General features: G+C 59.8%; 24 protein-coding genes. 12 read left to right on the top strand and 12 right to left on the bottom strand.

Going from position 1 to position 24,170, the window contains the following annotated elements; all coding sequences use genetic code 11:
- Positions 1–16: 16 nt before the first annotated feature.
- Entirely contained in the window at positions 17–1,573 is a 1,557-nt protein-coding gene (locus DSM104635_RS16850) for a DUF8728 domain-containing protein (protein ID WP_158767333.1), read from the bottom strand.
- A gap of 200 nt (positions 1,574–1,773) precedes the next feature.
- Here DSM104635_RS16850 and DSM104635_RS16845 point away from each other — a divergent pair, with 200 nt between their 5' ends.
- Entirely contained in the window at positions 1,774–2,568 is a 795-nt protein-coding gene (locus tag DSM104635_RS16845) for a class I SAM-dependent methyltransferase (RefSeq protein ID WP_158767332.1), read from the top strand.
- 20 nt (positions 2,569–2,588) lie between these two features.
- Here the strand turns inward: DSM104635_RS16845 and DSM104635_RS16840 are convergent, their stop codons facing one another.
- The 6 genes from DSM104635_RS16840 to DSM104635_RS16815 are packed head-to-tail and all read right to left on the bottom strand — an operon-like array spanning position 2,589 to position 8,754.
- Positions 2,589–3,350 (bottom strand): SDR family NAD(P)-dependent oxidoreductase, encoded by a 762-nt coding sequence (locus DSM104635_RS16840; RefSeq protein ID WP_158767331.1) that lies wholly within the window; start codon positions 3,348–3,350, stop codon positions 2,589–2,591.
- A 5-nt stretch (positions 3,351–3,355) separates the two neighbouring features.
- Complete coding sequence (locus DSM104635_RS16835) at positions 3,356–4,690, bottom strand: FAD-binding oxidoreductase (protein WP_158767330.1); 1,335 nt, start codon at positions 4,688–4,690, stop codon at positions 3,356–3,358.
- Positions 4,687–6,123, bottom strand: a complete 1,437-nt coding sequence (locus DSM104635_RS16830; protein ID WP_158767329.1) for a UbiA family prenyltransferase — start codon at positions 6,121–6,123, stop codon at positions 4,687–4,689. Before DSM104635_RS16830 ends, DSM104635_RS16835 begins: the two co-directional genes overlap by 4 nt.
- Before the next feature lie 4 nt (positions 6,124–6,127).
- Positions 6,128–6,544 (bottom strand): GtrA family protein, encoded by a 417-nt coding sequence (locus DSM104635_RS16825; RefSeq protein ID WP_158767328.1) that lies wholly within the window; start codon positions 6,542–6,544, stop codon positions 6,128–6,130.
- On the bottom strand, positions 6,541–7,827 hold the full coding sequence (locus DSM104635_RS16820) for an NAD(P)/FAD-dependent oxidoreductase (protein ID WP_158767327.1): 1,287 nt from the start codon (positions 7,825–7,827) through the stop codon (positions 6,541–6,543). The genes DSM104635_RS16825 and DSM104635_RS16820 overlap by 4 nt, the downstream gene beginning before the upstream one ends.
- A gap of 3 nt (positions 7,828–7,830) precedes the next feature.
- A complete protein-coding gene (locus DSM104635_RS16815; protein ID WP_158767326.1) occupies positions 7,831–8,754 on the bottom strand; it encodes an NAD-dependent epimerase/dehydratase family protein in 924 nt (307 codons plus the stop codon).
- A 144-nt stretch (positions 8,755–8,898) separates the two neighbouring features.
- Between DSM104635_RS16815 and DSM104635_RS16810 the strand changes: the two genes are divergently transcribed.
- Entirely contained in the window at positions 8,899–9,615 is a 717-nt protein-coding gene (locus DSM104635_RS16810) for a hypothetical protein (RefSeq protein WP_158767325.1), read from the top strand.
- 44 nt (positions 9,616–9,659) lie between these two features.
- Here the strand turns inward: DSM104635_RS16810 and DSM104635_RS16805 are convergent, their stop codons facing one another.
- The gene (locus DSM104635_RS16805; protein WP_158767324.1) at positions 9,660–9,797 is read right to left on the bottom strand and encodes a hypothetical protein; all 138 of its coding nucleotides are present in this window, start codon (positions 9,795–9,797) and stop codon (positions 9,660–9,662) included.
- 414 nt (positions 9,798–10,211) lie between these two features.
- Here DSM104635_RS16805 and DSM104635_RS16800 point away from each other — a divergent pair, with 414 nt between their 5' ends.
- The 6 genes from DSM104635_RS16800 (at position 10,212) to DSM104635_RS16775 (ending at position 15,300) form a co-directional block, all read left to right on the top strand.
- Entirely contained in the window at positions 10,212–11,285 is a 1,074-nt protein-coding gene (locus tag DSM104635_RS16800) for an SDR family NAD(P)-dependent oxidoreductase (RefSeq protein ID WP_158767323.1), read from the top strand.
- Between the two features lie 132 nt (positions 11,286–11,417).
- Positions 11,418–12,275, top strand: coding sequence for a hypothetical protein (locus DSM104635_RS16795; protein WP_158767322.1), 858 nt, complete (start codon positions 11,418–11,420; stop codon positions 12,273–12,275).
- A gap of 831 nt (positions 12,276–13,106) precedes the next feature.
- Positions 13,107–13,586, top strand: a complete 480-nt coding sequence (locus DSM104635_RS16790) for a siphovirus Gp157 family protein (protein ID WP_158767321.1) — start codon at positions 13,107–13,109, stop codon at positions 13,584–13,586.
- Between the two features lies 1 nt (position 13,587).
- Positions 13,588–14,601 carry a phage recombination protein Bet gene (gene bet / locus DSM104635_RS16785; RefSeq protein WP_158767320.1) on the top strand — a complete coding sequence of 338 codons (1,014 nt, stop codon included), beginning with the start codon at positions 13,588–13,590 and terminating at the stop codon, positions 14,599–14,601.
- Entirely contained in the window at positions 14,598–15,101 is a 504-nt protein-coding gene (locus tag DSM104635_RS20205) for an HNH endonuclease (protein WP_158767319.1), read from the top strand. The genes bet and DSM104635_RS20205 overlap by 4 nt, the downstream gene beginning before the upstream one ends.
- The gene (locus DSM104635_RS16775) at positions 15,010–15,300 is read left to right on the top strand and encodes a hypothetical protein (RefSeq protein ID WP_187448187.1); all 291 of its coding nucleotides are present in this window, start codon (positions 15,010–15,012) and stop codon (positions 15,298–15,300) included. Before DSM104635_RS20205 ends, DSM104635_RS16775 begins: the two co-directional genes overlap by 92 nt.
- 543 nt (positions 15,301–15,843) lie before the next feature.
- Here DSM104635_RS16775 and DSM104635_RS16770 read toward each other — a convergent pair.
- On the bottom strand, positions 15,844–16,539 hold the full coding sequence (locus DSM104635_RS16770) for a CmcI family methyltransferase (RefSeq protein ID WP_158767317.1): 696 nt from the start codon (positions 16,537–16,539) through the stop codon (positions 15,844–15,846).
- Between the two features lie 77 nt (positions 16,540–16,616).
- On the opposite strand from DSM104635_RS16770, the gene DSM104635_RS16765 reads away from it, so the two are divergent.
- The 3 genes from DSM104635_RS16765 (at position 16,617) to DSM104635_RS16755 (ending at position 20,171) form a co-directional block, all read left to right on the top strand.
- Complete coding sequence (locus tag DSM104635_RS16765; RefSeq protein WP_228445732.1) at positions 16,617–17,582, top strand: glycosyltransferase; 966 nt, start codon at positions 16,617–16,619, stop codon at positions 17,580–17,582.
- 127 nt (positions 17,583–17,709) lie between these two features.
- Complete coding sequence (locus DSM104635_RS16760; RefSeq protein WP_158767315.1) at positions 17,710–18,642, top strand: glycosyltransferase family 2 protein; 933 nt, start codon at positions 17,710–17,712, stop codon at positions 18,640–18,642.
- Positions 18,639–20,171, top strand: a complete 1,533-nt coding sequence (locus DSM104635_RS16755; RefSeq protein WP_158767314.1) for a class I SAM-dependent methyltransferase — start codon at positions 18,639–18,641, stop codon at positions 20,169–20,171. The genes DSM104635_RS16760 and DSM104635_RS16755 overlap by 4 nt, the downstream gene beginning before the upstream one ends.
- Positions 20,172–20,327: 156 nt before the next feature.
- Here the strand turns inward: DSM104635_RS16755 and DSM104635_RS16750 are convergent, their stop codons facing one another.
- The 3 genes from DSM104635_RS16750 to DSM104635_RS16740 all read right to left on the bottom strand — a co-directional run bounded on the left by DSM104635_RS16750 (position 20,328) and on the right by DSM104635_RS16740 (position 22,173).
- The gene (locus DSM104635_RS16750) at positions 20,328–20,780 is read right to left on the bottom strand and encodes a hypothetical protein (RefSeq protein ID WP_158767313.1); all 453 of its coding nucleotides are present in this window, start codon (positions 20,778–20,780) and stop codon (positions 20,328–20,330) included.
- Entirely contained in the window at positions 20,777–21,412 is a 636-nt protein-coding gene (locus DSM104635_RS16745) for a DUF8200 family protein (RefSeq protein WP_158767312.1), read from the bottom strand. The genes DSM104635_RS16750 and DSM104635_RS16745 overlap by 4 nt, the downstream gene beginning before the upstream one ends.
- A 176-nt stretch (positions 21,413–21,588) precedes the next feature.
- Complete coding sequence (locus DSM104635_RS16740; protein ID WP_158767311.1) at positions 21,589–22,173, bottom strand: phytanoyl-CoA dioxygenase family protein; 585 nt, start codon at positions 22,171–22,173, stop codon at positions 21,589–21,591.
- A 924-nt stretch (positions 22,174–23,097) separates the two neighbouring features.
- Between DSM104635_RS16740 and DSM104635_RS16735 the strand changes: the two genes are divergently transcribed.
- A complete protein-coding gene (locus DSM104635_RS16735; RefSeq protein ID WP_158767310.1) occupies positions 23,098–23,673 on the top strand; it encodes a hypothetical protein in 576 nt (191 codons plus the stop codon).
- Positions 23,674–24,170: the final 497 nt, after the last annotated feature.

Raw genomic sequence — 24,170 nt, 5'->3', positions numbered from 1 at the left:
CTCCGTTTCCGCTAACTCACTCGTCACGTCGTCGATAGATCGTGAACTCTGTATCAATGGGCCAATACAATAGGCCCGCGTTGCTCAGGTGGAACCCGGGTTCAGCACGAAACGTCTCTACGGCCTCGTATCTCGCAGCCAACTCAGGCTCGCGCTCCTCAAACTCAAGACGTTCCGGAGGACGTTGCACAACAAAGCGGGGATTCAACTCAATGATTAGACCAGTCATGTGGTGATGTTTCTTCCACGCCTCGAACGCTCTCGGGGATGTCAGTCCAGGAAAGTCGTACATCGTCTTCGGTCGGATTTCCCACCCAACGTACCCCGCCGGTTCAAGCACAACCGCGTCATCGGCACTCATGAGTTCGTTCAGCCGCGCGCCAACTCGTGTTCTCACATTGTCTTCGATGACTTGTTGTTGAGCGCGATCGAGCGGCATGGCCAGGAAAACCGGCGCCGAATAGGCAAGCGCGAGCACGCACGCGATGCCGATGGCCGCGGAAGTGTATTTCTGCGCCAACCAAGAAATTCCCGCGGCTGCAAACAAGAAGAGCAGCGCAACAAAAGGCGGCATGTACCACATGAAATATGGGTTCACGTTGCCCCAGGCGCGGTACAACAAAAAGGCCAACAGCAGCGCTAAAACCGCCAACATTCGCGGTTGAAACCGAGCGGCATGTACCGCGCCTGCACTGCCAAGAAGCAAGAGCAACGCCACGACAGCTTGCAATAGGATCTCTGGAACTGGCGCTTCACCCACCTGCCAAAATTGCAGGAAGGGTGCGATATGAGACCAAAATGAAGATAGGTACGTAGCGATCTGGCCAATGTCGTTATTGATCATAGTGGCGCCAGATTTGACCGTAATCGTGTGCGGAATCGGTGAGCCGTAATACAGCGCCGCAAAGCCAAACCACACACCGGCTATCAATATCGCTGGGACCGCGACCTTAACGAACGCTTGGCGATGCCAAAGAACAATGGCTGCGCCAAGGATGAGTCCCCACAATCCGAGTTCCGGCCTGCAGATCACAGCAAGTCCGCCGACGATCCCTAATTTCGTCCAGTTGGAGTTTAGATAGTAATAGACGTTTGCAAGCACGAGCGCGGTCGCAAGCTGCGTTTCCATGCCGCCCATGCCGAAAAATATTTGCAGGTGATCTGCCGCCAAGTAGGCGAGCACCAAGAGTTGCGCCGACCAGTGAAAGGATAGAATCACGCCAACGCGGAAAGCATAGTAGAGAGCAAACGCGGCGGCGAAAATGCTCACTACGCGCATCGTAGTTAGACCGGCCCTCACTGCCTCACCGATGATGAGGACAATTTCGCCCAGGCCCGACGTGAAACTGTGTACCCGCGGTTCGCTCGCGTGGTGAGTTAACCCAAAACCATCCCACAGATTTCGAGCAGGAGTGAGAGAGATGATCGCGTCTTCCCACGTTCGGCCGGTGTAGAGCCAGAAAATCAAACGCAAGCAAACGGCGACAATGATGAAGCCAATCAGAAGTCGATGACCGGGGAGTGCGCGAAGTTCGTCCCAAACCACAGTCTTGGTCGTGAGCGCCTTTGACACGCTATCCTCCCCCACACAGATCGCTCAGCGCGCTCGGCTCCCTTGTCTTCCGCAGTGTTACTGATGTCAGGGCGGCCTCACAAGCCTATGATCGGCCATGGCAATTGCGAATGCCGTGAGATCTCGCGCTTTCCTGACCGCGCGCGCCGGAGCTACATGATGGATTGCCCGAGAGTTACCGGAGTTTCGGAGTACGTGACATGAGCACTGACGGCAGGCCCCAACAGCTCGCCCGCACGGCGCATTTCTTGGAGCTTTATCGGGCGTACCTTGTTGCCGATGTCGATATGACGCGCTCGTCGGTCGAGTCGATGGAGAACCAATGGTATGTCCCCGTCGGCCATAGCGCAGCCCAGGTCATCTACAGCGCATGCGTGGGCAGCTGGCTGAGCGAAGTCCGCACCGTGCTGGACATGCCGTGCGGCCATGGCCGGATATTGCGTCACCTGACAAAGCTGTTTCCAGACGCGGCGATCCATGCGTGCGACATCGACGAAGCCGGCTTGCAGTTCTGCGCGTCGCAGTTCGGCGCGCACCCGATCCTCTCGAAGGAAATTCCGGAAGAGGTGGCGTTTCCCGTGCAATATGATTGCATCTGGGTGGGCTCGCTGTTCACACACCTGTCGAAAACCATGTCCGAACGCTGGCTCGCGCATCTTGCGCGCCAGCTTTCGCCCACTGGAATTTTGATCACGACGTGGCATGGCCGCTGGTCGGCCGCGAATGGCGCCGAGATCCAATACATCGAACCTGATAAGTGGCGTGCGATTCTCGCTGAATACGAATCCACTGGTTACGGCTACGCCAGCTACCTCCGCGGTCATCAACATCAGCAATACATCGAAGGCGACTACGGCATATCGCTTAGCACGCCGGTGGCGCTGATGGAGATGGCGCTTGCCGTTCCCGATGTCCGTGTTTTCAGCTTCACCGAACGCGGCTGGGCCGGGCACCAGGACGTGCTCGTTCTAGGAAAGCCCCAAATCATGGCCTAGCCGCCGGTTTTGGAAGTCCGCTAAATATTCACGCGCTTGAACACCGCATCGGGAATCAGCCGGATCGCGAGCATGATCCAACGCCATATCCACGGCGCATAGAGGATCGGCCCGCCCCGATCCATGGCGCGGCGGACGACCTGCGCGATCTGTTGTGGCGTGGCCCAAAGCGGTCCTTTTTTTAGATGCGCCGTCATCGGTGTATCGACGAAGCCGGCTTTCACCGTTACCGCGCGAGCGCCGCCCGGCTTGGCCGCGAAGCGATGCGCGATGCCTTGCAGCAGAATGGAAAGGCCGCCTTTGGCCGCCCCGTAAACGTAATTCGATCGCCGTCCCCGGTCGCCGGCCACGCTGCTGACGCCAACCAAAACCGCGCCGTCACCGCCAGAACGCTCAAGCAAATCAGCGCTGGCGAGAGACCAGGCCGCCGCGCTGGTGAAGTTCACGGCTATGATGCGCCGGGCCTCCTCGAGATCCGTCTCGGCGCGGTTCTGATCGCCAAGAACACCGTAGAAAATGAGGACGGCATTGGCGCCGCCCATCGAGTCAGCCGCGGCTTGGAGTGCGCTGGGCGTGTCGGACGTGTCGAGCAAATCGCGTGCGAACACATGCACGCCGGCAGCGCCACGCGTTTTGAGATCGCGCGCCACCGTGTCCAGGCGCTCCGCATCGCGGCCGAGCAACGCCAGCTGAGCGCCTTCTTCCGCGAGCATGCGGCAGGTCGCTTCCGCCATGGCCGAGAGTGCGCCAAGCACGATCACGCGACGGTTTGACCCAGACATGTTGCTCACTGTGAAACCCGGTCCCAGAAGGCGGACGTGAGAAGCGGATCAATCTGTTTCGCAAAGCGCGCCCATTCAGGATAGCTCGTTTGAAACATGCTTGCTGGCATGCGGCCATCCTTGGCGGCGTAGAGCCGCCCGTTCGCCGCCCGGACGATCGCGTCCAGCCTTGCAAACAGCGCATGCGTGCGCGCACCTGCGTTGCAGAAATCCATCGCCAGCGTAAAGCCCTCCATCGGAAACGATAGCAAGCCCGGAGAGCGCTTTGGGCCAAAGCTCTTCAGAACGCCTAGCACTGACCCTGCGCCTTCGTCGGCTATTGCACACAGCAATTCAGCGATGGCCGCGCGTCCATCAGGCGGCACGATGCACTGATATTGATAGAAGCCGGCGCGGCCGTAGAGTCGATTCCACGCGCCGATTGCGTCAAGCGGATAAAGGTGCGGCTCATAGTGCACCCGGCTTTCCGCGGCTTTGAAACTCTGCGCCGTGCGGATCATGGTGTTCAGCACACGCAAGGAAAGCGCATTGAAGGCGAGGGGCGTGCCGTCCACCGGCATTGTGAGTTTTAGTTTGTCGGAATGGGCGTCGAGCCCGCCTTCGGGCGCCCAGTTGCCTCGCGTGAACAGGCCGCGCCCGAGATGCCGGCCGCTTGCCGTGCAATCGATCCAAGCCACGGTGTGTTCAAATGTGTTCTGACTCGCTTCAGCGATGTCAAAGAAACTGTCGAGATCGTCGAACGGCAAAACTTCTTGCTCGATATAGGCCGACACAATCGGGACCATCTGAATTTCGGCCCAAGCGATCACACCCGTCAGTCCCAGGCCGCCAATCGTTGCTGCGAACAATTCAGGTTCGATATCCGACGCGAGTTCCAAAGCGCCTCGGTCTGACCGTACGAGGCCAACGCGCCTGATCGAACACCCGACCGAACCCGCGGCGTGATGGTTCTTGCCGTGCACGTCGTTGGCGATAGAGCCGCCCAGCGTGACGAAGCGCGTTCCCGGCGTTGTCGGCAAGAACCAACCGCGCGGCACCGAAAACCGAAGAATGTCGGAGAGGCTGATGCCGGAATCGGCGCGGAGCACGCCATTTTGAGTATCGAATGCGACAATACGATCAAGCTTTGAGAGATCGATCAGCGCGCCGCCGGGATTGAGGTTGGAATCGCCGTATGAGCGGCCAAGGCCCACCGGAAGCGCTCTAAGGCCCATGACCGAGGCATCCGCCAGCGCTGGTGCTATTTCATCCACGAATCGAGGCTTGGCGATCAAGTGGTGCGAACGGACGACACGCCCCCAGGACAGACGCGTGTCGTCATTCACGTAGGCAGTGCTCATCCGAACACCGCGATCGCGAACGCCAGGGCCATGGCGCTGCCGAGCACGATGCTAACTTTATCCTTCACCGCGAACGCCACCGGATCGTCATCGAGCTCGCCGCGATGTGCGAGCAACCAGATCCGCATCGTCCACAGGCCGACGATCGGCAGCACCAGCCAAAGCAACGCCGGTTGGCCGTACACATTGGACGGGAACGCTTCTTCCATCAGGTAAAGCGTCATGATCAGCAGCGATGCGACCGAACTGGATATGCCGAACGCCAACGTCACCGGCGCGTCCATGGGCAGATAGCCTCGTCCCGCGATTTCATCCTGATCTGGTGAAGCGGCCGCGACTTCAACGTGCCGCTTCGCGAGCGACATCGAGAAGAAGAACATCATCGAGAACGTCAGAAGCCACACGGATGATGTAGATTGAGCCAGCGCAACACCCATCAACAGGCGCAGCGTATAGAGCCACGCCAACAACATGACGTCCAAGAACGGGATCGCCTTCAGGCGCAGCGAATAGGCAAGCGTGCAAACGAGGTAACTGAGCAACGCCGCTGCAAAGGCAGGAGACAGCAAAAAGGCGGCGACAAGACCTCCGCCGATCAACGCCGGCGCGACCATCAATCCCTGATAGACCTTGAGGACGCCCGCCGCGAACGGGCGCTCCTTCTTGCTCCGATGGCGCCGGTCAGCAGCCAAGTCCGCGAGGTCGTTGACGATATAAGTGCCTGAGGCAGTTAGCCCGAGAATAAGAAATCCCAACCCGCAACGGAGCACGAGATCTGCGTCCGTGAAATGCCCGCTCAACAGCAGCGGCACAAATAGCAGGATGTTCTTCGCCCATTGATGCAGCCTAAGCGTTCGCATCCAATGCTTGACCGTTCGGGGTGGATCGAGAAACTCGCGTTCAATAGGGACGGCAAGTTTGCGAGCGCGGCGCGCGGTCTCGGGCGAAGCGCCGGCCAGCACAGCACTCTGCGCGTGGGGCCACACTTTCAGGTCTGCTGGCGAATCTCCGGCGTAGGCGAACCGGCCAAAACGCTCGACCAGGAAGCGCGCCTTGTTCGCACCCTTGAGATTGTGTCCTGAACTGCTGCCTTGGGCGCTTTCGAATAGGCCCAGGCGTGCCGCCACGCGCTCAACCACTTGATGATCGGAACCGGACACAAGATGCAGGTGTCGCCCGCGCGCACGCTCTTGCTTCAGGTGAGCGACAAAATCCTCGCGGAGCGGCAGCGACTCTACGTCGATCTGCACGATCTCCGCGATCGCACGCTTAAAGGCGGCGCGCCCGCGCAAGATTGAAGCGCAGGCCAGCATGGTCGTGACGGGCTTTGCGAAGAGCGCGCGCGCCAAGCCTTCGAATGTTGTATCGGTCCGCAGCAGTGCGCCGTCCATATCCACCACTAGTGGGCAATCGAACGCGGCTTCTGTGTTCATTGCGCTAGCCACGACCGGATTTCCGCGCCTGCGCGAAGCTGAAATAGCGATGGCCGAGGTAGGAAGTCACGATAGGCGAGGCGACGCCCACCGCGTGCGCTACTTCCAGCGGGCGCCAATCGACATGCAACGCGGGAAGGACGTACTCGGCCATCACAATCGTCACCGCCCACACCTGAACAAGGGCCACCACATTGACCAAAGCGAAGCGAGTCAATTCGCTGCCGACGCCGCGTTCCGTGGGTTGGAACACGTATTTCCGGCTCAGCGCATACGCGGTGATCATGCCGATGAGGTAGGCGACAATGATCGCGGCGCTCAGCGGCAGCACCACGCTCAGGGCAATCCGCGACACCCAATTCACCAACGCGGCGAAAGCGCCGACGCCAACAAACCGCAAGATCTCTCCGGACAGCTTCAAGCCGCACCCATCTCCGCGATCATGTTCCGAGCGTAGCGGATGCTCTCGGAAACCCCGCGATCCTCTGGATAGTAAAAGCAGGTGTCGGCGATCTGAAGCCCTTTGATCGGCGTTTGGGCTGGCGGTATCAGCTCGGCGAAGCCCACTTCGCACACCGGCTGCGCGTACCGCAATCGCCCGACATGCGATGCGAGGCGGTCATCGTCAGCGAGGGCCGGGTTGATCCGTTTCAAATAGCCCCAACTCTCGGCGACGAATTGTTCGTCAGACCAGCCCCATTTGGGCTGCGTGGCAGGCATATAGTACGGCACGTAGACAACGGTGTTGGCGAGCGGCCGCAAATTGGAAAATTCTACCAGCCCAGGAATCTCAAAGTCCGGATCAGAGATATTGATCCAGAAATTGTCACTCACTGAGCGCTTCAATTTGTGCAGCACGCAGACGACGCCAACATTGTCCATGCGCTCATAGGCTGGTCTCAACTCAGGCGCCTGCGAGAGCATGCCGGGCACCAGCGGCATCGGCGCAGTCGATACGACGAAATCCGCGGCGATGGTTTCACCAGATGCGGTCTCCACGCCGCGCACCGCGCCATTCTCGATCAGGAATGTCTTTGCCGGCGTTTTCAGGCGGATGCGTCCGCCCTTGTTTTCGATGGCGCCGACAAGCGCTTTCACCAGCGTTTCCGATCCGCCTTCGATGTAGCCCAGGCGCTCTTCCAGCAGTGATTTGCGCGAGTTGCCGAGCCGCTTGATACGCTGCCAAACCCATGCGGCGGAGATCTTGTCGGTGAGCTCGTAGAATTTGAGTTCAAGCAATGGGCGCCAGAGCTTGTTATAGAGGTCTTCGCCTAGCCACTCGGTGAACCACTTCTTCGCGCTGATTTTGTCCAACCGCTGCCAATCCGAGCGCTTCGTGCTGAGAAAAACCTGCACGCCATAGCGGATCTTATCGACAAGACCGAGCTTGGGAAACGTCAACAGCGCAAACGGATCGCCCCAACGATAGAGCTTGCCATCGACAAAGTAGCCCATCTTTGTCGATACCCATTGCAGCGCGCCGTTGAGGCCCAGTTCGTCGAGCAGAGCGATCGTGTCGCGGTCCGATAGGCAGCAAAAGTGATAGAAGCGCTCAATCGAGAGCCCGTCGAAATCGAAATGCGCGGCCATGCCGCCCGGCCGGTCGCTTGCCTCGAGAAGATCGACTTCATGGCCGCGCTTAAGCGCTTCATAGGCGGCGGCAAGTCCCATTGGGCCGGCGCCGATGACAATAACTTTGGCCATGGCTCAGAATTCTAACGCGACGTGGCTGTAGGTGGGATCAAGAAAGGTCTCCTCCAGCGCGCGCTCCAACGGAGTCCGTTGCACGTCAAAGAGGGCTGGCCAGTCAATTTCCTCGAACACGTCAGGCGTGACCAAGGCCTGAAGCTGAAGGGTCGTGAATGGGGGATTCTTGTCAAACCACGAATAAACCTTGAGCAACGTCCAGAATGCCGCGTAGGGTATGTGCACGATGGCCGTTTTCGCACCGACTGTTTGCTTGATCATGCGGATCATCTGCACGTAGGTCACGCGCTCAAGGCCAGAAATATTGTAGATGCCTTGCGTTCGCCGTTCGAGGCTTGAAGCGATGATCGCGGCGAAGTCGCCTGCATAAAGCGGTTGTCTCAGATAGTCGCCGCTTCCCGGGATGGGGAACACTGGCGTTCTTTCCATAAATCGCCGCAGCCAGCCCAGGTGCTTGCGATCGAACCAGCCGAACATCAGCGTCGGTCGTAGGATCACGTGCTCTAATCCGGATTTTAGAGCCAGGGTCTCCTGTGCCTTCTTGCTCTCGGTATAGAGGTCACATGCCGCGGACCGCACCACCGATGAACTCACCTGCACTAGGTACGGGCGCTCGCCGCGTTTGGCCGCGGCGATCAGTCTCTCAGTCGAGAGCACGTTGTTGCGATGGAAAGGCTCGGGGTCGAGGCCGCCAATCTGCGCCTGCAAAGCTATCACTGCATCAGCCTGCGTGACGCGGTCTTCCCAGTTCCCAGCCTCCGCCATATCCGCTTCGATGACTTCGATGTCGGGATGCAATTTGCGGAGCACCCCCACATTGTGGGCGTGCTTATCGACGGCGACGATCCGAAACTGAGATTTCAGGCGAGGGATCAGGTTCTGACCGACCAGCCCGGCCGCACCTGTCACTACCACGACCTGCATTAACATCCTCGATGAGCGCCTTCATCTACGCAGGACGCTCGTCGGAGGCAACTCGGCCTCATCATTCCGGAGTATCCGTCCGGGGACCGCGCCGTACCAATCGCCCCAACTCAGCGAAATTTGACGGGTTAGAAGCGTACTCGCATGTCGTCGTCGATGCGGATGCCCAAAGCGCTCGACCAGGAGCGAATCCTGGATGGCGTCGAACCCAGGCAAGGTCAGCGTGACGTCGATATCCTGGGCCAGATCGCGGCCGGTGGCGCTGTTGATGCTGATGATGTTCTGCAGCGCGCCGTTGGTGACGTTGTGGACGAACGCTGTAACGCCCGCTTCGTCGATGATGACAATGCCGCTCGCATCATCGAGTCCATCGACGCCAAGCGCGGCCCGCGCCTCCGCGCGCGCTTCATCCCGGCGTCATCGGCGAGAGCTGATAAAGCTCCGGCATGTTGCGCATCAGGTCCGATGGCGAGACTGGACCAAGGCCGCATCAAGCGGCGCAACCACCCAAGGCCGCCATTCTTCTTCGTTTTTGGTTTCGGTGTTGAACGACTCTTCGTTCTCAACGGAGTTGTCGGTGTCGATCGAGTTGTCCGTGTTGAAGGACTCTTCGTTCTCAACTTCGGTGTTGAAAGATTCTTCGAGTTCGACGTCCGTGTTGTAGGATTCTTCGATCTCGGACTCGTTCTCCGTGTTGATCGAGTTGTCGGTGTTGAAAGAGTCTTCGACGTCAACGTCCGTCTTCACTTCGCTATCGACTTGATTGCTGGTCGAGTGATCGTCGTTGAAGGATTCTTCGGTGTTGAAAGATCCTTCCGTTTCGATCTCGTGGTGTCGATCTCGGTCTGTTTTCCGTGTTGAAGCTGTCTTCGGCTTCGAACTCGTTTTCGGTGCTGGTTTCGCTGTTATCGAGCCGCGACGCTGTTTTCGACGGCGCTTGCGCTGCCTTCGTCGGTGCTCGACCCGTCATCGGCCCAGGCCATCAGCGCGAACGCCAAGCCCAGAGCGACGGCGCAGACTGAGCTAAAAAGTCTCAATTGCATTTCCCGTTACCTCCGTGGGCAGGTGACGCTGGTCCCCCCGATTGAGTTCGGACAAAGTGTAACCAGCTCGCGGGGAAGTACGGAGTACGGGGAACTGTTCTTGGTTAAACAATCCAGTCGGGAAGTTAACCCAACAGCTATGGTGAATGCGTATTCGCCTGTGCGAAAGTAGAGAAGAACTGCGGTTCGCACCACCGTCTGGCGGCATTGGATTACCTATACTTCAAATCATCTTGTCATGAATTTTCATGATCGAACTGCGCGATCGCTTGCGGTACGTCACGACGCCCAGTTCGCCGGCGTGCCCAGCTAGTCACACACGCGCCGGTTATTCCGCAGCCGGCTGGTTCAGCGCGGGGCGGGCTGCTATCGACTAGGCCTGTCTAGAGGCACGCGTTGGGGGCTTGGGCGCCGATGACTGGGTATTGCCTTGGGCGACCTGAAGTCCGGTTCGATCTCGCCGCCTTGAAGGCGTTCTATGCCGATAAACGCGTTCTTATCACGGGCGCCGCAGGCAGCGTCGGATCTGCGCTTTCGCTCGAATTGGCGCGCCTTGGCTGTGCGCATTTGGCGATGCTGGATCAGTTCGATCACGGCCTCATCAACATCGTCGAAAGCGTGCGCCGGATCGCGCCGAAACTGCAGATCACGGAAGCCCTCTGCGACGTGCGCGACAGCGGCCGTTTGGACGCTTGGGTGCGCCGCATTGAGCCGGACGTCGTCATCCATTCCGCGGCGTTGAAGCATGTTCATTTGGGCGAACGTCATCCAGTCGAGTGCGTGCTGACCAATCTGCTCGGGGTGCGCAACGCGCTAAGTGCGGCCGTGAACGCTGGCGCTGGGCATTTCATGCTGATTTCCTCGGATAAGGCCGCGGCGCCAAGCTGCGTCATGGGCGCCACCAAGCGCCTGGCAGAGCTGCACCTGACCGGCTTCCAGATGGAGCGCCCGACCGCGACGCGCCTGAAGGCCGTGCGCTTCGGCAACGTATTGGGTTCGCAAGGTTCGGTGCTGCCGCGCTTTGAAGCGCAGATCGCGGCGGGCGGCCCGCTCGAAGTGACGCACGAGGACATGGAGCGCTTCTTCATGTCGGTGCAGGAGGCCGTTGGTCTTATCCTCAGCGTCACGGCGTACGGCGATGAGGGCGCCGGGACGTATTTCATGGAGATGGGAGCGCCGATCTCGATCATCGAGCTTGGCCGCGACATGATCCGCGCCTCGGGGAAGGAGATTGCCGTCGAGATCACCGGCCTTCGGCCCGGAGAGAAGCTAAAGGAGCAGCTCGCCGATGAGTGTGAGGCGATCACGCCTACGACGCTCCCCGGGGTTTTCCGTGTCACTCCGATAGCCGAAGACGCTTACGTCACTGCTGCCGATGTGGCGCACTTCGAAGCGCTCGCGCGCACGATGGAGAATGCGGTGGTTCGCCAGCGCGTGTTTGCGTGCTTGGACCAGCGGCTGCAGCGGCCAGCGCGCGTCGCAGGATGAATCCGATAGGTCGAGCAGTTGCCGGCCGCGCGTTGGACGCGGTCAGAAAGATGTAACTGATACCTCAGGTGCGATTGAGGTCAAATTTGGCCCCACCGCAGAATTCACTCAACCGGCGGGAACGAAACGGCATTGCGCCTCTATATTCACATTGGCATCGGGAAGACCGGTACATCCTCCATCCAGCATATGCTTGCGAATTCGGCGCAAGCGCTAGCGGACTGCGGATTTTACTATCCTCAGCAAGGACGTAACGGGACAGCCGCTCATCATTCACTTGCCGCGTTCGATGTTGACGACCTCGGTGTGGGGATCGAAGCGTACTTCAAGGCTTTGCTTGAAGAGTTAGATGCGCAATCCGCGCCGAACGCGATTCTTTCATCCGAAGGCTTCTGCTTCTGCCGCCCGCGCGTTGTCCGTCGCATTGGTGAATTGCTTTCGTCCTACCACGTACGCGTGATCTTCTATGCGCGCCGGCCTGTTGAATTGATTGCGAGTTCGTATCTGGAAAAGCTCAAAGCCGGTCAGTTGACCAACGCTACTATCGAACAATTCTACAAGGTGTGTCTCGCGGAGCGGTCGTTCTTCATGAGCGATCGGCTCGACTCGTGGGCGATCGAGTTTGGCCGCCAGGCGCTGAGCGTGCGCCTGTACGATCGCCGCTTCCTTAAGGGCGATTCCGTTTCTGACTTCCTCGATGTCATTGGCGCAGGAGAAATGCCGGCGGATATGGGCGAGGTGCAGGAAAATCCGACCTTGTCTTCCGCCTTCGTGCCCTGCCTCGAGGCCTTTGATCGTGCAGCGCCAAGTTCCCCGATGCGGCCGCATATCGTTGCCGCACTTGTCAACGCGTCCGAAGATGTGGTCGGTAGCGACATCTTTTCGGCCGCTACGCTCAAGCAGATTGCGCGCGACCACGCCGTCGCGAACGCCATCTTCGCGCAGACCTATCTGAGCCGCGAGGAAGCCAGGGCATTTATCGCGCCCTAGGCCGTGGTGAAAGCCAGCTCTTTGTCGATGTCAGATGCTGTCGTCGGCGCTCTTGCCTTGTCTTGAGGCCTTCCACGCCGTCGTCGCCTCGACCTCACTTGTGGGCTCGACTCTTCTCTTCACTGCGATTTCCGCTGCTCCAACCGCGTCAAGCTGGGCGGGGACGATCAAACTTGCTTCGCTCGCATTGTCGAAGGCGCGGTTGGCAGGAGCCTGACGTTTCAAACAACCCGTTGAGGCCGAAGAAACGAAAGCGCTGAGCCCGAACTGGCTCTAGTTCGCGGACTCGCCGCCATTGCTGAAGCGCCAAAACGAAAATTGAACACTGTTGATGTTGTGGTTGAGAGAAGACTCTTTCTTGTGCATCGAGTTGGGCAAAATCTAGCGGTTCTCGGCTCGGAAATGCACCGGACAAGGCGCGATGTTCACTGGAGGCGCGCACTTATGCACTGGCGTTCGGCTCGCCTTCCAAACATCAGCGGCGACTAAGGACTTTCGCGTGCCCGAGCCTAAAATTGCGCTGGACTGCCGCCGACTTTGGAGCGGTAGTGATGGGGAGGCATCCGCGAACGAAGCGGGCTGAGCATCCTCGCCCCCAAACGATTTTTCAGGGGGCTTAGGGCAGTGGGGCGGACAATCGCCGTCCTGATTGGCGCGCAACGCCGATCTGGCTCCGTCTCATCAAGGTAAAATATGTCCAGCAATTCCGACGCCGCACACGGTGTCGAAAATAGAGCGGCGAAAGCAGAAATCCATCTCTCGTCACCAAGCCGGCAACGGCCGCGTTCGCGGGCGGACCACGGAAAGCTCAGCCAAAGCGCCGAAGAGCAAATGCGAATCTTGACGGCCATTCGCGCCAATCTCGAGGTTCACCACGAAACCCTCGAAGATCCAGATCTCATGTTGATGCTCGCCGAGGGCGAAACCTCGCTGCTCGAAACCCTCGACTTCATGCTGGAAGCCGATCTTTTCGATGAAGGCTTGCTGCACGGCTTGAAAACGCAAAAAGACACACTCGCGGTGCGCCTCCATCGCATCGAAGAACGTCGTCAATCGCGTCGCGCAATATTGGAGCAGGCGCTGCTGTTGATGGAACGCAAGTCCCTCGAACGTCCTGTCGCCACACTTTCTCTGTCCGAGCGGCCCCCAAACCTCATTGTCGAGGAAGAAGCGCAAATTCCATCGCGCTTCTTCGATCTCAAGCCAACGCTCAATCGGCGCCTGACCAAGGAGGCCTTAACCAGCGGCGAGGAAGTCCCGGGCGCCAGGCTGTCCAACGGCTCTATCAGCCTTACCGTTCGGAGACGCTGAGATGTCCGGTTGGTCTGCACACAAGGACGCCACGAAACGGGAGTTCACCTCCGCCCAGCTCAAACTCATCCGGCGCACCATTGCGCGCCAGTGCACCGAGATCGAGTTTGATCAATTCATAGCAGTCTCCGTTCAGGCCGGCCTTGATCCGCTCCGGCGGCAAATGGCGCCCTTAATCTTGAACGCCAGCGATCCCGAACGCAGACGAATGGTGCCATGGGCAACGATCGACGGGCTTCGCGTCATTGCGGCTCGGCAAGGCGATTATCGGCCGATGGAAACGGCGCCCTTGATAGAGCGGGACGAGAGCCGTCTCGATGCCGATCTCAATCCGCTTGGCATAACGCGCGCGGAAGTTTGCGCTTGGAAATCAAGCGACGGCGTCTGGCATCCGGTCGCGGGGGAGGCATGGTGGGACGAGTACGCGCCCACACGAGAAGAGTGGGCGGCGGACGCAACCGGGCAGCATCATCCGACGGGCAAGAGACAGCTCGATCCCGTGTGGTTGCGCATGGGGCGCGTCATGATCGCCAAGTGCGCTGAGGCCCAGGCGCTTCGCCGCGGCTGGCCCGACATTCTGTCCGGTCTGTACGGCGAGGAAGAACTGCATGGCCTTCGCTTAGCCGAGCAAACCGCATCCGAAGTCCTGCGCGAAGGCGATGAAGCTGCAAAGCGGCGCCTGCTCAAAACACGGACGCTTTGGTTTGTGTTCGGAAGCGACGGCGGGTTCAATCCAGTTTTGGCTCATGAGGCCTTCGATCGGCTGCGCGGTTTTTATGCGGAGGCGTCTGTCGAAGAGATTGAGCGCTTTGACCAAGTTAACAGCACGAGCTTGCATACGCTGTGGGAATGGGCGCCCAGCGATGCGTTTGCGCTAAAACAAATCAGCGAAGCGCGCCGGCTCTTTGGAAAAGCGAACACAGAGGTTAGCGCCGAGGCGCCGCCTGCGGGCTCGCACCAAGGAGATCCGCAATCCCCCAAGCAGGCCCCGCCAACCGCAAGCGTTGGCTCATGAAAACCCGCGCAGGCAAGCCAAATGAGATTCATTGCCGCCAGAGACCCTCGCGACGGCTGAAGCAATGTATCTGGGATGCACAAGGCGGTCGGTGCCTCGCCTGTGACCAGCGTTTAGTCGCGTCCGAGTTCGATCACGTCGTTCCGCTCGGTCTGGGCGGATCGAATGCGCCAGACAATTGGGCAGCTCTTTGTGTTAGTTGCCATCGCACTAAAACTGTCGAAGATCTCCGCCGCATCGCGAAAGCCAAACGTCAACGCCGCTACCACGAAACCGGTCGCTCACGTGCAGCGAAGACTTGGTCGCCCTTCAACTCAGCCGCCAAGCAGGGGTTCTCAAAAACGCTGCGCCGGCACTTGAACGGATTTGTGACGCGCCGCTGCCCGTGCGCGGTCTGTTCTGGCGAGAATGACTTTTCTCAATCGTCTCCGGATGGCGCCGATGACGGAGGCGACGCGGCGCCAAAGTGCACCGGGTCCAGCGATGATCGATCAAGCTGAAGCGCGCGCCGCCTCAGATGCGCTCTACAGCGTCATCATGGGTCTCTTAGAGGAGGGGCTTGACCGTGGGGCGAGCGCGCCGCGCGGAGACGATCCTTGCATCGCGCGCGGCGAAATATTCCGTGCGCTTGCCGCTGACCTCGCGACGTTGGCTGAAGCCGCAGCGCTGTTGGGCCGCTTCGCGGATAGGTCGCCGTGATTTCCGTCCAACTACGTTTGTGCGGTGTCATCGCGTCAAAACCGTTTCTGACCTTCAGAGGATGGCGAAAGCTAAACGACAACGACGCTACCACGAAACTGGGCGCGCCCGCGCGCCGGGCAATAAGGCGTTTTCTTGCCGGCAAGGCTTCGACAAAGGTGTGAGACGACATCTAAACGCCGTTGTTACACGACGCTGCACTTGCCCCTTCTGTCGTCATACAGAACGCGAAGAATGACAGCTTTTGAGGATCAGCCGTTCGATTCCGAAAGCGCGAGGAAGCTCGTCCTCAATGCGTTTTCGTAAGAGGGGCCAAGAGTTGGCCGCTCTCGCGGACAATATTGCACATCTAGCCAAAGCACTTTCTTTCATCGCAATGCGCGCGGAGCAGCCGACAGCTTGAACTCAATGCGATGAGCCAAGAGTGTGTGCGCCTCCATTGGGAGTGGCGTTGGACCGCGCGGAAGCGGACATTCGGGGGCCCACGCCACCGGCTAGCAGGACCAGCTAAGCACGCTTTCAACGACCGCCGCGCCGCGTTGATCAGCGTGCTCTCCTCAGCCACGCATTGGGATTCCAAGTGACGTTTTGGCCGAAGAAATCGCAGAGCGCGCCGTCTATCTCATAGGTGTCGACGTGCTCGCTGAGAAACCTCTCTACCGCGCGATTGGGGCCATGTTCGTAAGTTTCATAGTGCCGCTCGGCCATGTCGGATAAGACGCCATCCTCAATGACGATGTAGTCGCCCACGACCAAATGATTGTCGAAGAAGCGCAATACGGCTGTGCAGGCCTCGAACGTATGGGCGCTGTCTTCCGAAACCAGCCAAGGGTGCGGGAGGCTCGCGAGCAAGTCATGCGTCAGGGCAGCGGACAGGTCGTGAGCGTCACCCGCAACAAACTGTATGCGCGCGTCCGATAAGTCGGCCGGGGGCGAGAGGTCCACGGAAACAACGCGGGCACGGAGTCCGTGGGCAGTCATTTGATCGGCGAACCAGAGCGCGCTGCCGCCGTGCTTCGTTCCTATTTCGATAATCGACGCTGGGCGCAATCGACCGATAAGCTGCAGATAAAGTGCAACATCGAATGGGCTTTTGAGGAAGCCTCTGTCGCGATAGAGAGTCTGAAGGGCTCCAGTTTGGATAGACGATAATGTCTCTGCAGAAAGCGCAGTCCTGAAGGACCGGCCGCGAACCTGATCCGGGGACTGTGGGCGTGCTCGGTGTTGGTCATTGGGCAAGTTGGGGTCTCACCGGCTTGTGTAAAAACTGTGCCTGCGCCGTTAGGGTGGTGTTCGCCTGAAGGAAATATTGTGCGGTGTTGATTGGACCCGCAGGATACATCGAAAATCCGTTCGACAAGGTTAGCTATATGACGGTCGCGTCCGAACGCCCCAAACTCTCTGTGATCATAATCGGCTATAACATGGCGCGCGAGCTTCCGCGGACGATCAGATCTATGTCCCCCGCCATGCAGCGCGGCCTTCACGACTCTGACTATGAGCTTATCCTGCTGGACAATGGATCAACCCAGCCATTCGACGCCAATCTATTGCTCGGCTTGGCCCCCAACCTCTCAATCCATCGGGTACAAAACCCATCCGCGTCGCCCGTTGGGGCTATTCGCCTCGGTCTCGAGCTGGCGCGCGGCGATCTTGTTGGCGTTTGCATTGATGGCGCTCGAATGGCGTCCCCTGGTTTATTTTCCACCGCACTAGCGGCGTCCAAGCTTCACGCCAAGCCTATGATTGGCACGCTTGCCTTCCATCTTGGACCCGAGGTTCAAATGCAAAGCGTCCTCAAGGGATACAACCAGACTGTCGAAGACCAGCTTTTGGATAGTTCGAGCTGGGAGACGGACGGATACCGACTCTTTGGCGTGTCTGCGTTCGCCGGTTCCTCGAACGATGGTTGGTTTGTAACGCCGGCGGAGACCAACGCACTTTTTCTTACGGCGCGACATTGGCGGGAACTCGGCGGTTACGATCAACGGTTTCAAACGCCCGGAGGAGGGTTGGCGAACCTCGACATCTGGTTGCGCGTCTGTGAGGATCACTCGGGTGCGCTCATCATGTTGTTGGGCGAGGCGACCTTTCATCAAGTCCATGGCGGTATCGCCACCAACAATCCCGTTTCGCCGTGGGAGCAATTTCATGAGGAGTATATGCGACTGAGAGGAAAGGCGTTTGCAAAATCCAAGCGAGGGCCGCTTTTCTATGGCGCCTTAAATCGAGAAACCTACCCATCCTTGCGGCGCTCAATTAATGCCCTCACGCCAGTGTGAGTCCCAGAAACGCAACGCGTGGGTCACCCCTTGCCACCAACTTGCAGTCGTTCGGTCGGCGATTCAAATTAGGTAGTCCGAGATGCCCCGCCATCGAGATAGCAACTTGCCTCGCGGCGTGCCCAGTGTGCAACGCACGCCGTTTCTGTCGGTGATCGTCGTCCTGTACGATATGGTGCGAGAGTCGGAACGGTCGCTGTTTTCGCTTTCAACTGCCTATCAAAGCCAAGTCGGGGCCGAGGACTACGAGGTGATCGTGGTGGAGAACGGCTCGCGGCAACCGGTTAGCCGCGAACGGGCCGAAAGTTTTGGCCCAAACTTCCGCTATCTCGACATCTCGCGGGATGTTGCGCTGCCTTCGCCTTGCACCGCGATTAATGCCGGCGTTGCCATGGCTCGGGCGCCCTTCGTCGGGATCATGATCGACGGCGCGCGGATCGCGAGCCCTGGCGTGTTGATGCTGGCTATCCAGGCATTGAAGGGGTTCAACAGGGCTGTAGTAGCGACGATCGGGCTGCATCTCGGACCAGCAATGCAAACCAGGGCGGCAGAGACCGGCTATAACCAGCAGGTCGAGGATGCGCTTCTCGCATCGGTCCCATGGCGCGAGAACGGATACAAGCTTTTCGAGGTCAGTGTGCTCACCGGGGTGAACACGGCGGCCTGGTTCGGGCCAATGGCGGAAAGCAACCTGATTTTTCTCTCCCGCGCCATGTACGAGGAGGCGGGCGGATTTGATCCGCGCTTCGATATTCCCGGCGGCGGCATTGCGAATCTCGATTTCTACAACTGCGTTGGCGGGCTACCGGGCGCCACGCTGATTTCGCTTTTCGGGGAGGCGACGTTTCATCAGATCCATGGCGGTGTGATGTCGAGCCGTCCAGCGGAGACGATTGCCGACGAGGTTCAGCGCTACATGGCGCAATATCACGGGATCCACGGCAAAGCGTTTCAGTTCTCCCAACAGATACCGCTGCTTTTGGGCCAGTTCCGACCTGAGGTCGCAGCGTGCATAAAGGCGGCCGAGCCCCGTTGGAACGCCGAAAGCAGCCCGCCATGAACTATCTCGACGCGCTGAAGCAAATCCATGCCGCGGTCCGCCCCGACTTTTATGTCGAGATCGGTTGTTTGGCAGGCGCAAGCCTGGAGCTGGCTGATTGTCCCCGTCTCGGTATCGACCCCGAACCGAAGATCACCGGGGCGCTGACCCAGCCGACGCGGCTTTACCGCCAAACGAGCGATGCCTTTTTCGCCCGTTCCGATGTCGACGCCATCTTTGGCCAAAAACCCGATTTGGCGTTCATCGACGGCATGCATTTGGCCGAGTTTGCACTGCGCGACTTTATCAACCTCGAAACGCACGCCGCGCCGCATTCGCTGATCGTGATCGATGACGTGGCGCCTGGCGACATCTTGTGGGCCGAGCGAGAGCGACAGAGCCAAGCCTGGACAGGCGATGTTTATCGGATGATTCCGATTTTGCGGGAATACCGGCCCGATTTGGAGATAGCGGTCTTCGATGCGACGATTCTCGACTTTGATAAGGGCATCGCGGTGATTGGCAATCTCGATCCTGGCAATATCGTGTTGCGTGACGCGTATGCCGAAATCGAGGAGCGGATCAAAACTGGGCAATGGACGGCGGAGACTACCGATGGCATTCGCGAATTGTTGAAGGTGGCGCCCGCAGAGGCGCTCGCGCCATACGTGGCTGCTCATGTGGCGGCACATCCCTCGCCGAGGCGCACCGGACCGCTTCTTCGTTATCTGGAATTGATAAAGTGCTCAATTCTGAATGAGATCTACCTGGAGGACGAATTCCGATTGCTCTATCTGCGGGAATGTCTCGAAGGAAAAGCAAAGTACGATCCCGCAACTTATCTCGATCTCCGCGCTGCCTATCCGCAACGCTACGCCGCCTTCGAGGCGGCGCGGAATGAAGGGCTCCTTTTCGAGCGAAGCCTCTCCAATCTCGGCTTCGCGCAGTCAATGATGGGGCGCAAGCGGATGGAAAATCTGCACGATTGCCTTGAACAGATCCGCAAGAACGATATTCCGGGCGACGTAATTGAATGCGGGGTCTGGCGCGGCGGCGGCTGTATCTTCATGGCGGCCTATCTACAGGCGCACGGGATGACGAGCCGCAAGGTGCTTGTCGCCGATAGTTTTCGCGGCCTGCCAGTGTCGAGCCGCCCCGAGGACTCCAACCTGGACCTCAGCCGCGGTAAGGCGCCCGAACTGGCGATCTCCCGCGCGATCGTCGAACGCAATTTCAACGCCTATGGGCTGCTCAGCGGCAACGTTGTCTTCATCGAGGGTTGGTTTCGAGACACACTGGCGAGCGCGCCTTGTGATCAACTAGCGCTCCTCCGGCTCGACGGGGACTTTTACGAATCCACCATGGATGCCCTAACGGCGCTCTACGATCGGGTGGCGCCGGGCGGCGCCGTGATCATCGACGACTATTACGCGGTGCCCGCGTGCGCGAACGCAGTGAAGGATTTCTTTGCCGCACGTGGCGAGGCCATTCCCGAGGCAATCCGGATCGACTGGACCGGCATTTCCTTCACCAAACCAGACAAGGAATAACTGATGCGTTCGTTCCAGACGGCGCTAAAGCGGCCAATGTCCGCGTTCGGCGACAACGCGCCTGACGCGCGAGCGCTAAGCGATTGACCGACCACGCCTGTCGTGAAAAATCGCGATAGGGCACACGCTGGCCCGATTACGTAGCCGCCGGAATAGTCAACGCGAGATCGTGCCGAAGGCGACGCTGCCGCGGCGCGGCTGCGTGATCAGCCGTGCTTCGATGGGGTAGCCTTCCTGCGTGAGGTGTTCAGCGTTGTACCAGCCGCTGCGCGTTCCCGGTAGCGTCACATAGAACCAGAGATGACAAGCATAGTTGGTGATCGAGTTGGCGCTGAACCCCGAGCGCACCGCGACTTCGACCCGCGCCGAGCCGCGATACGCTCCGTCGCTGACCGCGAATTCGGCCGAATTGGCCTCTCCCGCCGCGGGGCCGATCGCTGAGCCGACATAGACCGTACACGTTACTCGGCCGCGATTGACCGCAGCCGGCATGTTCACCAGCTCTACAGGAACAGTGAGGTTGAAGTCGCCGGCGCTGGCGAGCGTCGGCGTTGCCCACGCCGCAAACGTGAGCGCTGCGGCGGCGGCGAGGGCGGACAGGGACTTCATGGCGGCGCTCCTTCGGCTCGCACGGTGCTGGTGGTAATGTCGATGGGCGAGAATGGTCCGGGTGGCGGCGCCACGGCTTCAGGTGATCCTTCCGCACGCACCGTCGAGGTCGTGATGTCGACGGGGGTGAATGCTCCCGTTGGCGGCGGCGCGTGCGCGAGAGGCGAGCCTTCGGCGCGCACGAGTGACGTTGCTATCTCGATGCCCGGCGCGGGAGGCGGCGGCGGTGGCGGCGGTGGCGGTGGCGGTGGCAGCGATGGCGGCAGGTTTCCATTGCATTGCGTGATCTGGGCGGTGTTCAGCATTGCGCCCGGGCGTCCGTACGAAACGATACGGCCGATTTCACGCGCGAGCGCCGCGCAAGCCGCAACACCGGGCTGGGGCCAGGGCCCGCGGATCGTGCAGGTCGTGTCGCGGCACGTCCAGGTGAGCGTTCCCGCCGTCACACTGCCGGAGTGACGCACAGGCGCACCCGTGGTCGCGGTGTAGACGAAGGTCGCGCTACCGAGTGTGGGCGGCGGCAGTGTCGGCGTTTGGCGCGGGATCGGTTGCGGTGCGGGAAGTTGCGGTTGCTGCGCGTCAGCGGCCGTCGCGAACGCGATCAGCGCCGTGGCCAGCAGGAACCGCTTCATTGCGCTTGCCTCCCGCGGTGAAGCTAGCCCAAGCGGCGAGATACTGAAAGCGGCTTACGCTACGCCTTCAGTTTCCAGCAAACTGTGGTGTTCTGACCGCTTTGGGGCGAGCGCGCCGGTCGAGGAATTTGGAGTTACGGTCTGGGCCTGGCCCAAAGCAGACTCTCACACTCGTATCAGGGAGCTGTGGGATCGAAGCCGCCCTGGATCGATCTGCGGTCGGCATTGCTTTGGTTGGGCGTGTAACCATGCAGGACGGCGCGGTCATAGATGATAAGGCTGCCGGCTGGGCCGATAGCCAGCATCGGCGGACCGGCGGGAGAGCTGCGATGCGAGCCCGGGATGAACTGTGTCGCGCCGTTATTCGTGTCGAAACTGTCGAGCATCCAGATGAAGGCGAGCAACTTGCCGGCGCCTGTGCCCACGTCACAGTCCATGTGCAGCGTCTGACAGGCGGATCCGGAATGGACGGTGCGGGATTGAAGATACTTTAGGGCGAACGGATTGCGCAGAACGCGCGCCGTTACGGTCAACAGAAGCTGATCCTGGTGCAATGGCCAGAGGTCGGGGCAGTCCGGCATCAGGCGGACACGTGCGTTGCCGCCGTCCGAGGAAGTGCGTGTGGCGCCGACGGCAGAGGACGCAAGCTGTTCAGTAGGGATACAACGAAGACGATCCAGCACTGAAACGCCGAGGCGACTTTCAGCAATGGCAAAGCCATTCACGATGATGTCGTCCGCCAGCTGGTCGGCTTCACTCATGTCGCGTTCCCGAACACCGCTACTCGAACGATAGTCCCCTCGGTGGCCTCCGCCAACACGGGAGAGGTGGCTCATCCGCGAACTCTTCGTATGTCTGTTGCCGGCGAGAAACGGGCAATTCAATCCGCCGCGCCAACGCTCAGCGCATGCGGTTCGGCCGTCCTCAGAGAGCGCAGCGTGACTGTCGGCACAGCGCCCATCCGCGTCGATCCCATCTACGTCATGCACACACCATGGAGGACCCAAATGCGCAGCGCCAAATCCATTTCAACACTCTGCGCAGCCGCTGCTTTCGCTGTTGCAGCCGCCATTGCGTCCCCCGCGTTCGCCACAAACAACTCGCAGAGCGGCACGGCCGTGTCGCAGGACGAATTGGAGCGGAACGGTTGGTACTGCATGCAGTCTTCGGAGGCGTCGTACTACTACGTCTGCACGAAAGTCTTCGGCCAGACCTATGAATGCCATTTTGGCATTTGTTCTCCCACGGCAATCCGGCCGGCGCGGAACCGCGTGTCAAGAATGCCCAGCGGCACAGCGACGGCAACGACGGCGCCGCAAACGCGTGCGAATGGGACAACTGTGGGAACGGCAACGACTCGCGCTGACCACTAGAGAGACGCTCGCTTTGCTTCACGGCGGATAGGCTTCGGCGCGAGACTTGATGCGCAACAGATTTTACGGGCGGCCGACGTGGCTCCTACGGAGGCCTAGCGTTCGCTAACGGCGAAAGCGCGCCGTAGCTCACCGATTGTGATCTGCCTCTTGCTTTGAGCGGCCCAAACATTCGCTGATCGATGCGAGCACGTGCCGGCCATTCTCCGACGTCGCCGGTGACATTGCCTCGGATTTCGCTGGCGTTTTGGCGATATTGAGCGCGTCCTGGCCCGCCAATCTCTGTCTTGAGGCGAGTTCGGGAGGTGCGAGTTGAAGAACGTTGAACGCCTGGCGGTGATTGCTGCCGCAATGATTTTGACGACGCCTTTGGTTCTCCCTCCGGGGTCGGCTCTGGCGCAAGACGGCGTGAACGCCATGCAAGCCGCTAGCGAGCGCATGCAAGCAGAGCAAGCGCTCGCGCAAGCCAATGCCGCGCGCCCCGGCGATGAATTGCTAACGTGCGAGCAGATCCAAACCGAAATGGGCACGACAATGAACACAGACGCCATGCGGACTCAACGGTCGGAGATCGAGGCATCGGCGCAACGCCAGCAAGAACTTCAGCAGGAGGCGAGCGAACGAGCGCGTGGCCAGATGACAACTGGCATCGTCACTGGGGTGATCAGCTCATTCGTTCCGGGCGCTGGCTATGCGCAAGCCGCCGCGATGCAGGCGCAGGCAGCCCAGCAACAGGCGGACGCGGCGGAGAGCCAGAGCGAAATGGCCGGAATGATCGGCAACATGTCCAACATGATGCCGGCGATGATGCGCGGTCAGCGCCTCGGTGAATTGGCACAGGCAAACGACTGCGCGTTCGCGCAAGACATGCCTCGGACAGAACGATAGCTGGTCGACGACATCAACGCCGCGTTGGTCGGCACTATCTCGCTTTATCAATCGTTACGTGCCGGCGAATGACTGCAACCGGCGAGATCACGCGGGTCGCAGAGCTTAAGGCGCTGACCGCATTCGAGCGACTACGTCGCTGACGTCAAGGGGTCCACTTCGGATGCTCCACGCTAAGATGGTGGCTCACTTGCGCTGGATCGGTCCTGTCGTACATCTGGCCGCAGGCAGCGCAAGTGAGATGGCGACGGCTGCCTCGTGGGCTCATCACGGCGCTGCGCGCACCTGCGATGAGTTCAGCGATTGTTTGCAGTTTCTCGGCCATGCGTCGCGATACGCCTATTTCATGCGCGTGTCTCAGGATTCGGGGCAATGACCGTTGTCGGCGATGCCGCGCCGTTGCTGTGGCTGCCAACACCCTGACCGCATTGGGGCGACGCTGCCGGTGAGCGCACTCGCAACGACCAGAAGCCGTGATAGGGTCTGAGAACGGAGGC

Source organism: Terricaulis silvestris, assembly GCF_009792355.1.
Taxonomy (GTDB): domain Bacteria; phylum Pseudomonadota; class Alphaproteobacteria; order Caulobacterales; family Aquidulcibacteraceae; genus Vitreimonas; species Vitreimonas silvestris.
This window is presented reverse-complemented; position numbering and strand designations above follow the sequence as displayed.